The sequence below is a fragment of the Bradyrhizobium sp. genome (assembly GCF_052389815.1).
Classification (GTDB): domain Bacteria; phylum Pseudomonadota; class Alphaproteobacteria; order Rhizobiales; family Xanthobacteraceae; genus Bradyrhizobium.
This window is the reverse complement of the sequence record NZ_JBQTHN010000082.1, coordinates 164765-174625: the sequence shown is the minus strand read 5'-3', so window position 1 is coordinate 174625 and position 9861 is coordinate 164765. Positions and strand designations below refer to the sequence as shown.

Annotated in this window: 8 protein-coding genes; 6 read left to right on the top strand and 2 right to left on the bottom strand. The window is 65.0% G+C overall.

All coding sequences use genetic code 11. The features are described 5' to 3' along the window. Positions 1-356: 356 nt before the first annotated feature. Together ACT4OC_RS14925 and ACT4OC_RS14920 are read right to left on the bottom strand one after the other, a co-directional pair. On the bottom strand, positions 357-809 hold the full coding sequence (locus tag ACT4OC_RS14925) for a cupin domain-containing protein (RefSeq protein ID WP_444839763.1): 453 nt from the start codon (positions 807-809) through the stop codon (positions 357-359). 22 nt (positions 810-831) lie between these two features. Further along, positions 832-2019, bottom strand: coding sequence for an ABC transporter substrate-binding protein (locus ACT4OC_RS14920; RefSeq protein ID WP_444839762.1), 1188 nt, complete (start codon positions 2017-2019; stop codon positions 832-834). A 240-nt stretch (positions 2020-2259) separates the two neighbouring features. Here ACT4OC_RS14920 and ACT4OC_RS14915 point away from each other — a divergent pair, with 240 nt between their 5' ends. The 6 genes from ACT4OC_RS14915 (at position 2260) to ACT4OC_RS14890 (ending at position 9822) form a co-directional block, all read left to right on the top strand. After that, the gene (locus ACT4OC_RS14915; protein ID WP_444839761.1) at positions 2260-2763 is read left to right on the top strand and encodes a MarR family winged helix-turn-helix transcriptional regulator; all 504 of its coding nucleotides are present in this window, start codon (positions 2260-2262) and stop codon (positions 2761-2763) included. After that, entirely contained in the window at positions 2760-3572 is an 813-nt protein-coding gene (locus ACT4OC_RS14910) for an alpha/beta hydrolase (protein ID WP_444839760.1), read from the top strand. Before ACT4OC_RS14915 ends, ACT4OC_RS14910 begins: the two co-directional genes overlap by 4 nt. A gap of 106 nt (positions 3573-3678) precedes the next feature. After that, positions 3679-5352 (top strand): AMP-binding protein, encoded by a 1674-nt coding sequence (locus tag ACT4OC_RS14905; RefSeq protein ID WP_444839759.1) that lies wholly within the window; start codon positions 3679-3681, stop codon positions 5350-5352. Positions 5353-5370: 18 nt separating this feature from the next. Continuing rightward, positions 5371-5817 (top strand): RidA family protein, encoded by a 447-nt coding sequence (locus ACT4OC_RS14900; RefSeq protein ID WP_444839758.1) that lies wholly within the window; start codon positions 5371-5373, stop codon positions 5815-5817. Between the two features lie 137 nt (positions 5818-5954). Beyond that, positions 5955-7394: a sigma-54 interaction domain-containing protein gene (locus ACT4OC_RS14895; protein ID WP_444839757.1), complete on the top strand. Its 1440-nt coding sequence runs from the start codon at positions 5955-5957 to the stop codon at positions 7392-7394. Positions 7395-7779: 385 nt separating this feature from the next. Beyond that, positions 7780-9822 (top strand): acyl CoA:acetate/3-ketoacid CoA transferase, encoded by a 2043-nt coding sequence (locus tag ACT4OC_RS14890; RefSeq protein ID WP_444839756.1) that lies wholly within the window; start codon positions 7780-7782, stop codon positions 9820-9822. Positions 9823-9861: the final 39 nt, after the last annotated feature.

Genomic DNA, 9861 nt, shown 5'->3' with positions numbered 1-9861 from the left:
AGTCCGACGCCATAGCGCCGAAAATATTCTGTTGCCGTCATTGCGCAAGCAGTGCAGAGAATGAACTTTCTACGAGTTGACAGGCCTTCCGAATACTTGCCCAGCCTCGGAAGCGTGCCCACCTTTCTTGCGCCGGTGAATGTGAAGGTGGGCACGGCGCGAGTGCGCCTTTGCCCACCCTACAATTCCAGCAAGATTGCGGTTTATCCCCTCATCCTGAGGAGCCGCGCCTTGCGCGGCGTCTCGAAGGATGCAGGCCCGTCTGTGGCCTCATGGTTCGCCCGGCGATGCGAAGCATCGTCCGGAGACGCGCGAAGACGCGCTCCTCACCATGAGGACGTGGCGCTCCGCGAACGCTACCCCGGAGGCGGCGGCAGGAAGTGGATGTTGTGCTCGGCGGCGAGCCGCACCACGTCATCCGGGTTCTGCTGCTTCATATTGTGGATCGCCCAGAACAGGTCGTAGAGCTTTCGCGTCGGCGACACCCAGAACAGCGTCTTCGCCGTCTGCTGTGACTTGTTGAAGATGCCGTGCGGCTTGCCCATCGGCAGGCGCACCGTGTCGCCGGCGGTCGCGAATTCGTCGGCGCCGTCGAGCATGAAGTCGAGCCGGCCTTCGAGGATGTAGAGATACTCGTCCTGGTCGGGATGGATGTGCGGCGGCACGAAGGTGCCGACCGGGAAGGTGGCGTGCCAGGAGAAGGAGTGTTCGGTGCGGTTCTTCGGCACGTAGGTCTGGCCGAGAATGCTCCAGGTAATTCCCTGAATGCCCTCATTGGCGCGGGTGATGCCCGCGATCTCGCTCGTCATCGGCGTATTCCTTCCCTTTACTCTACTTGGCGGCCCTGCAATCCTTGGCATAGCTGTCGACCGAATCCGAAAACACCTTCTCGACGATCTCGGTCTGGAATTTCCCGTCCGGCCGCTTGGCGACCTTCGTCAGATAGAAGTTCTGGATCGGATAGCCGTTGCTGTTGAACTTGAAGCTGCCGCGCAGCGAGGTGAAGTCGGCCTTCTTCAGCGCCGCCGACACCGCTTCCTTGTTGGAGAGATCGCCCTTCACCGCCTTCACGGCGCTGTCGATCAGCATCGCCGCGTCATAGGCCTGCATGGCATAGGTGCCGGGCACGTTCTTGTAGGCAGCCTCGTAGGCGGCGACGAACTTCTTGCTCTGGGGGTTGTCGAAATTGGGCGCCCAGTTGGCGCCGCCGAACATGCCGACCGCCGCATCCTGCTGCGCCGGCAGGGTGGATTCATCGACCGTGAAGGCCGACAGCACCGGGATGCGGTCGGCCAGGCCGGCCTGGCGGTACTGCTTGACGAGGTTCACGCCGAGGCCGCCGGGCATGAACGTGAAAACGGCGTCGGGCTTCTGCGAGTTGATCTTGGTCAGCTCCGGCTGGAAGTCGATCGAGTTGAGCGGCAAATAGCTCTCCTCGACGATCTCGCCCTTGAAGTCGAGCTTGAAGCCGGCGACCGCGTCGCGCCCGGCCTGATAGTTCGGCACCATCAGGTACATGCGCTTGTAGCCGCGGTCCTGCGCGACCTTGCCGAGGATGCGGAAATTCTGGTCGTTCTGGTAGGACGTCACATAGAAGAACGGGCTGCAGTCCTTGCCGGCATAGCTGGAAGGGCCGGCGTTCGGGCTGATCAGAAAGGTCTTGTTCTCGGTGACCGGCTTGTGGATCGCCTGCAGGATGTTGGAGAAGATCGGCCCGACCACGAAATCGACCTTCTCGCGCTCCAGAAGCCCTTTGGCCTTGATGACCGCGCCGTCAGGTTTCAACTCGTCGTCGACGTTGACGATCTCGACCTCACGGCCGCCCATCTTGCCGCCGAGATCCTTGACCGCCAGCGCGAAGCCGTCGCGCACCTGGGCGCCGAGCGCCGCCGGGGGGCCCGAAAGCGTCACGATCACGCCGATCTTGATTTTTTCCTGCGCCGCCGCCGCGCCGGCCGAGAGTCCCAAAGCGGCCGCTACGAGAACTGCCGTCGCGGCAAAGGTCGGTTGCTGTCTCATTTTCCTACTCCCACTCCGGCGGTTTGGTCCGCTTCGGCTTGCTTCAGAGATCAAGCTTATGCCGATGACGGTAGGCACCGCAAGCAACGCGCAGCCTGCGAAAGCTCCATGCAATCGTTCCATGCAAGGGGCGCGCCAATTGCTTGAAGCCTAAAGAAATTGGTTGTACCAAGGAATCTGGCTTGCCGGATGCAGCGAACTGTTCGAGAACGGAAGGCAACCGCTTCGGGTGTGACGCACATGATCCTCGATTCCGAGACCAAGGCCGTCGAGCAGCCTGACGATCACGCCGACGAGCTGCGGCTGTGGCTGCGCCTTCTGACCTGCACCAACCTGATCGAGGGTGAGGTGCGTGGCCGCCTGCGCGAGCGCTTCGACGTCACGCTGCCGCGCTTCGACCTGATGGCCCAGCTCGACAAGGCGCCCGACGGCATGACGCTGTCCGACATTTCCAAGCGAATGATGGTCTCCAACGGCAATGTGACGGGGCTGGTCGAGCGCCTGGTGGAATCCGGCCATCTCGACCGCCGCACCTCCGAGACCGACCGCCGCGTGCAGGTGATCCGCCTGACCCGCAGCGGCCGCGCCGAGTTCCGCAAGATGGCGGCCGAGCACCAGACCTGGATCTCCGACATGTTCGGCGATCTCTCGCCCAAGGACGTCCGCGAGCTGATGCGTCTGCTGGCAAAGACCAAAGCCTCGGTGCAGAAATCAGCGAGCCGCAGGGCGGGTGAGGAGCGGTGACCGCGATCGACTACGAGGCCGAGTACAACAACCGCGCCCGCGTGCCGGAGCATCCGGCCGTGATGGCGGGGTGGGTGAGGGATGCTGCCGCTTATCGCGAAGCGCATCCACCGCGCCTGCTGCGCTATGGCCCCGGTGAGCGCAACAGGATCGATTTGTTTCCGGGCGGCAGCGACGGCCCGTTCGTCGTCTTCATTCATGGCGGCTACTGGCAGGCGCTCGATAGTTCCTCCTTCAGCCATTGCGCACGCGGGCTGAATGCGCACGGCATTTCCGTCGCGGTGCCGACCTACGATCTCTGCCCCGCCGTCAGCGTTGCCGACATCATCACGCAGATGCGGATGGCCTGTCGCGACCTGGCGAAGCTCGGCCATCCCCTTGTCGTGAGCGGCCATTCCGCGGGCGGTCATCTCGCAGCTTGCATGCTCGCCACCGACTGGCCGGCCTTCGATGCATCGCTGCCGAAACATCCGGTCAGAGCCGCCTACGCAATCTCCGGCCTGTTCGACCTGCCGCCGCTGGTCGGAACTTCCATCAACAAGGCGCTCGGGCTCGATGCAGCGTCGGCGAAGGCCGCCAGCCCGCTGTTCTGGACGCCGCCGTCGCATGGCAGCCTCGATGCCGTGGTCGGCGGCAACGAGAGCGCCGAATATCTTCGCCAGAGCAAGACCATCGTCGAGGCCTGGGGCAGGGGCATCGCCGCACGGTTCGGCACGGTGTCCGATGCCAATCATTTCACCGCCATCGCCCCGCTGGCGGACCCCGATTCGCCCACGGCACTGCGCCTGAAGGAACTGGCCCGCGGTTGAAAACCGCCCGGGGCCCGTCGATTCCACCCCTTGCGCCAAATTATTTTAAGTATAAAATGATTTCCGGATCCGTTGCCGGGCATCCCAAGGGGAATGCGAGGGCGATATGTCAGGTCAAATTCCGAATCTCGGCCCCTCGGGGCACGTCGACGATTTCGCGCGGCGCAATCTGCCGCCGTTTGAACAATGGCCGGAATTGCGGCTCGAGCGGCCGGAATTCCAGTATCCGGATTTTCTCAATGTCGGCGTCGAGCTCACCGACCGCATGGTCGAGCAGGGCTTTGGCGATCACACTGCGCTGATCGGCAACGGCCGCCAGCGCACCTACAAGGAGCTCGCCGACTGGTCGAACCGCCTCGCCCATGCGCTGGTGGAGAACTACGGCGTCAAGCCGGGCAACCGCGTGCTGATCCGCTCCGGCAACAATCCGGCGCTGGTGGCGGCGTGGCTGGCGGCCACGAAGGCGGGCGCGGTGGTGGTCAACACCATGCCGATGCTGCGCGCGGGCGAACTCGCAAAGATCGTCGACAAGGCCGAGATCGCGCTCGCGCTGACCGACAGCCGCATCGCCGATGAGCTGGTCGCCTGCGCCAAGACCAGCCGCTTCCTGAAGCAGGTCGTCAATTTCGACGGCACCTCCAACCACGACGCCGAGCTCGACCGCGTCGCGCTGAACAAGCCTGTGCGCTTCGATGCGGTCAAGACCGGCCGCGACGACGTCGCGCTATTGGGCTTCACCTCCGGCACCACGGGCGAGCCGAAGGCGACCATGCATTTCCACCGCGATCTCCTGATGATTGCGGATTGCTACGCGCAAGAGGTGCTTCAAGTTACGGCTGACGACGTCTTCGTCGGCTCGCCGCCGCTCGCCTTCACCTTCGGCCTCGGCGGCCTTGCGATCTTCCCGCTCCGCTTCGGCGCCACCGCAACGCTCTTGGAGAATGCCTCGCCGCCGGAGATGATCAGGATCATCGAGACCTACAAGGCGACGATCTGCTTCACTTCGCCGACCGCCTATCGCGCCATGATGGCGGCGATGGACAACGGCGCCGATCTGTCCTCGCTGCGCCTTGCCGTCTCCGCCGGCGAGACGCTGCCGGCGCCGGTGTTCGAGAGCTGGACCAAAAAGACGAGAAAGCCGATCCTCGACGGCATCGGCAGCACCGAACTGCTGCATATCTTCATCAGCAACCGCGTCGATGACTCGCGGGCGGGATCGACCGGCTTTCCCGTGACCGGCTATGAGGCGAAGATCGTCGACGATGACATGAACGAAGTGCCCGACGGCACCCCCGGCAAGCTCGCCGTGCGCGGGCCGACCGGCTGCCGCTATCTCGCCGACCAAAGGCAGACGAACTACGTCCGCAATGGCTGGAACCTGACCGGCGATACCTTCGTCCGCGCCAACGGCCATTTCTCGTTCGTCGCGCGCTCCGACGACATGATCGTCTCCTCCGGCTACAACATCGCCGGGCCCGAGGTGGAGGCGGCGTTGTTGTCGCATCCCGCCGTCGCCGAATGCGGCGTGGTCGGCGCGCCCGATGAGGCGCGCGGCATGATCGTGAAGGCCTATGTGGTGGCCACGCCCGGCGTCGAGCCCGACGAAGCGCTGGTCACGGCGTTGCAGGATCACGTCAAGCGCACGATTGCGCCGTACAAATATCCGCGCGCCGTCGAGTTCGTCGCGCAATTGCCGAAGACCGGAACCGGCAAGCTGCAGCGTTTTGCGCTTCGGCAGATGGCGGGGGCCGGCACGCCGCCCGGCATCGCCGCCGAATAATCGAATGGAGAATTTGCCGTGACGACCGCGAAGGGACCGACCCTTGCCGTGCTCCCGACCGCAAAGGGCGAGGGCGCAGAGGTGCTGCAGCCGAGCGGCTGGCCGATGCCGAAAGGTTATGCCAACGGCATGGCCGCCGACGGCCGCATCGTGGTCACCGGCGGCGTGATCGGCTGGGATGAGAAGGAGCGCCTCGCCGATGGTTTTGTCGCCCAGGTGCGCCAGACGCTCGCCAACATCAAAGCCATCCTCGCGGCCGGCGGCGCGCGCCCGGAACATCTGGTGCGGCTGACCTGGTATGTCGTCGACATCGAGGAATATCTCGCCAATCTGAAGACGCTCGGCCAGGTCTATCGCGAGGTCTTCGGCGCGCATTACCCGGCGATGGCCTTGGTCCAGGTGGTGCGCCTGGTCGAGAAAGGGGCGCGGGTCGAGATCGAGGCGACGGCCGTGGTGCCGCGCTAGAGGGCCCGCCAGCGGTGCGATGATCCCGAAAACCTTTGCGGGATCAGCATTTTGCGTTTTTGCGGCTGCTCAATTCCGGCTACCATATCGGCACCAGATTCCCGTCTTTGTCGATGCCGTGAGGCGACAGTTGCCGCATGAGTATTAACCGGTCCGTCGTCGCCGACCCCGAGGTCATCCGTGCCCGCGCCATGGAGAGCCTCTTTGAACGGCTCGAATCGCTTTGCGAGGGCGCCATCGCCATCGATACCGCCGGGCAGGTGGTCTACGTCAACGAGAAGTACCTGCCTTCCCTCGGGCTCGACCATGTCTCCGAAGCGATCGGCCGGCCGATCGAGGAGATCATCCCCAACAGCCTGATGCGGCGGGTGGTGGAGACCGGCAAGCCGATCCTGCTCGACATCATGGAGCTCGGCCGCGAGCAACTCGTGGTCACGCGCATGCCGATCGAGGACGAGAACAAGCGCATCATCGGTGCCATCGGATTCGTGCTGTACGACCATCTCGACAGCCTGAAGCCGCTGATCGCGCGGGTGAACCAGCTCGAGAACGAGCTGCGCAGCGCCCGGCGGCAATTGTCGCAGTCGCGCAGCGCCCGCTTCACCTTCGAGGATTTCGTCGGCGAGGCCTCCGATATCGCCAGGGCCAAGGAACTGGCCCGCCGCGCCGCCCGGCAAAGCGTGACGGTGCTGCTGACGGGCGAGACCGGCACCGGCAAGGAGATGCTGGCGCAGGCCATCCACAATGCCTCCGCGCGCGCGGAAAAACCCTTCGTCAGCGTCAACCTCGCGGCAATCCCCGATACCCTGATCGAGGCCGAGTTCTTCGGCGCGGTGCCGGGCGCCTATACCGGGGCCGACCGCAAGGGCCGCGAGGGCAAGTTCCGCATCGCCGACGGCGGCACGCTGTTCCTCGACGAGATCGGCGAGATGCCGCTGCAGCTGCAGGCCAAGCTGCTCCGCGCGCTGCAGGAGCGCGAGATCGAGCCGCTCGGCTCCGACAAGGTCATCAAGGTCGACGTCCGCGTCATTGCCGCCACCAATGTCGACCTGCAGAAGCGCGTCGCCGGGGGCGCCTTCCGCTCCGATCTGTTTTACCGCCTCAACGTGCTCTCCATCACGCTGCCGCCCTTGCGCGACTGCACCGATGATCTGCCGGCGATCTGTACGCGCCTGCTCGACGACATCAGGACCTCGGGCGACTATGCCAATCCGCGGATCACGCCGTCGGCGCTGTCGGTGCTTTCGCGCTACGGCTGGCCGGGCAACGTCCGCGAGCTGCGCAACATCCTGGAGCGCGCGCTGATCCTGAGCGATTCCGGCCGTCTCACCGGCGAGGATTTCGAGCGCATCCTCGCCGTCGGCCCCGCCAGGGCCGCGGCGCCGGAACGGCCGGGCGCGGTGGTGCCGCTGGCCCAGGCCGAAGCCGCGTTCGAGAAGCAGACGCTGGAGCACGCTTTGCTCGCCAGCAACGGCCAGATTGTCGAGGCGGCACGGCGCCTCGGTATCTCCCGCGCGACCTTCTACAAGAAGCTCTCCAAATACGGGCTGGCGCCCTCGGGTTCGTCGTCTGTCTGAGTTCGGCGACAGAGGTTGTCTCGAATCTCAGACTCGCGACAGTTGCACGCGGCGGCGCGGTTGCATCGCAATTGAGGAAATGCCTGCATTTACGACAATTTGCTTTCTCCCGAAGCAGTTGGCGCAGCGTTTGCACTGCACTGCGGCAACACGCGTGCAATGCGCAATCGCCAGGGAGGGACCGATGAGCGGAGCGGCTAAAGACGCCGGCTTGCCGAGGAGCAGGCAGCCCTCGCATGTCACCGCCGCAACGGCCAGCCCGATCGGCTACGCCATCGCGTGCGACGCGCCGCTGGCGCTGGCCGCTCTCGTATCCGTATACTTCCCGACGACAACGCACCGGAGCGCCTGATTGCAAACGGGCGCCGCGAACGGGAGGAGTATCGTGACCCAGCATCCGGCGCTGCCATACCTGCGCAACTCCGAGAAGGGAAAGGTCGTGACGGCCGCCGAGGCTGTCCGCCTGATCCGCGACGGCGACACCGTTGCCACCGGCGGCTTCGTCGGCATCGGCTTTGCGGAGGAAATCGCCATTGCGCTCGAGGAACTCTACCTCGCGGGCGAAAGCGAGGCGCCCCAGGCGCCGGGCAAGCCGCGCAACCTGACGCTGGTCTATGCCGCGGGGCAGGGCGACGGCCGGGATCGCGGCCTCAACCACTTCGCCCATGCAGGGCTGGTCAGCCGCGTGATCGGCGGCCATTGGGGCCTCGTTCCCAAGCTGCAGCAGCTCGCGATCGCCGGCCAGATCGAGGCCTACAACCTGCCGCAGGGCGTCATCACGCACCTGTTCCGCGACATCGCAGCCAAGCGGCCGGGCCACGTCTCGCGCGTCGGGCTCGGCACCTTCGTCGATCCGCGCAACGGCGGCGGCAAGCTCAATGCCCGCACCACCGAGGACATGGTCGAACTGATCAGCCTCGGCGGGCAGGAATGCCTGCACTACAAGACTTTCCCGATCAATGTCGGCATCATCCGTGCCACCACGGGCGATCCCGACGGCAACCTGACCATGGAGAAAGAGGCGCTGACGCTGGAGGCGCTGGCGATCGCCATGGCCGCGCACAATTCCGGCGGAATCGTCATCGCCCAGGTCGAGCGCGTCGCCGAAAGCGGCAGCCTCAACCCGCGCCAGGTGAAGATCCCCGGCATCCTCGTCGACTGCGTGGTGGTCGCAAAACCCGAGCACCACTGGCAGACCTTCGGCACGCAATATAATGCAGCGTTCTCCGGCGAAATTCGCGTGCGCTCGGGCTCGCTGCCACCGATGCCGATGAGCGAGCGCAAGATCATCGCGCGCCGCGCCGCCTTCGAGCTCAAGGCCAACAGCGTCGTCAATCTCGGCATCGGCATGCCCGAGGGTATCGCCGCGGTCGCCAACGAGGAGCGGATCATCGACCTGATTACGCTGACCGCCGAGCCCGGCGTGATCGGCGGCATCCCGGCGAGCGGCATCGATTTCGGCGCGGCCGTCAACACCCAGGCGATCATCGACCAGCCCTATCAGTTCGATTTCTACGATGGCGGCGGCCTCGACGTCGCCTTCCTGGGCCTCGCGCAAGTCGATCGTTCGGGCAATCTCAATGTCAGCAAGTTCGGCCCGAAACTCGCCGGCGCCGGCGGCTTCATCAACATCAGCCAGAACGCCAAGAAGGTCGTCTTCGTCGGCACTTTCGGTGCCGGCAAGCTGCGCGTTGCGGCGGCCGACGGCAAGCTCGCCATCCTGGAGGAGGCGCGCGCCCGCAAGTTCGTCGAGGCGGTCGAGCACGTCACCTTCAGCGGGCAATTTGCCGCCGCACGGGGGCAGGGCGTGCTCTACGTCACCGAACGCTGCGTCTTCGCGCTGCGCCCCGACGGGCTCGAGCTGATCGAGGTCGCGCCCGGCATCGACATCGAGCGCGACATCCTCGCGCTGATGGACTTCAAGCCGATCGTCCGCCGCGATCCGCCGCCGATGGATTCCCGCATCTTCCGCGACGGTCCGATGGAACTGCGCGAGGACCTGCTGTCGATCCCGCTGGAGCAGCGCTTCAGCTACGACCGCGAGCAGAACCTGTTCTTCGTCAACCTGGAACATTTCGCGCTGCGCAGCCGCGCCGACATCGACAGGATCGCACGGACCGTCGACGAGAAACTCGGCGGGCTCGGCAAGCGCGTCTATGCGATCGTCAATTACGATCACTTCTCGATCCTGCCCGAGCTGCTCGACGACTATTCCGCCATGGTGCGGCAGCTGACCGACCGCTTCTATTCCGGCGTGTCGCGCTACACCACCTCCGGGTTCCTGCGCATCAAGCTCGGCGAAGCGCTGCAACGGCGCGGGGTCGCCCCGCACATCTTCGAAAGCGCCGAGGAAGCGCGCTCGGATTGGCGCCATGAGGAGCAAGGGCATACCGCCGAAGCGCAGCCGCCCCAAAGGGGAGCTGCATGAATCTGCGACTTATTCTCACTGCAAACTTCTTCTCACCGA

Coding starts and splice junctions, on each gene's coding strand:
- ACT4OC_RS14925 (WP_444839763.1), bottom strand. CDS start 809: ATGACGAGCGAGATCGCGGGCATCACCCGCGCCAATGAGGGCATTCAG.
- ACT4OC_RS14915 (WP_444839761.1), top strand. CDS start 2,260: ATGATCCTCGATTCCGAGACCAAGGCCGTCGAGCAGCCTGACGATCAC.
- ACT4OC_RS14920 (WP_444839762.1), bottom strand. CDS start 2,019: ATGAGACAGCAACCGACCTTTGCCGCGACGGCAGTTCTCGTAGCGGCC.
- ACT4OC_RS14905 (WP_444839759.1), top strand. CDS start 3,679: ATGTCAGGTCAAATTCCGAATCTCGGCCCCTCGGGGCACGTCGACGAT.
- ACT4OC_RS14895 (WP_444839757.1), top strand. CDS start 5,955: ATGAGTATTAACCGGTCCGTCGTCGCCGACCCCGAGGTCATCCGTGCC.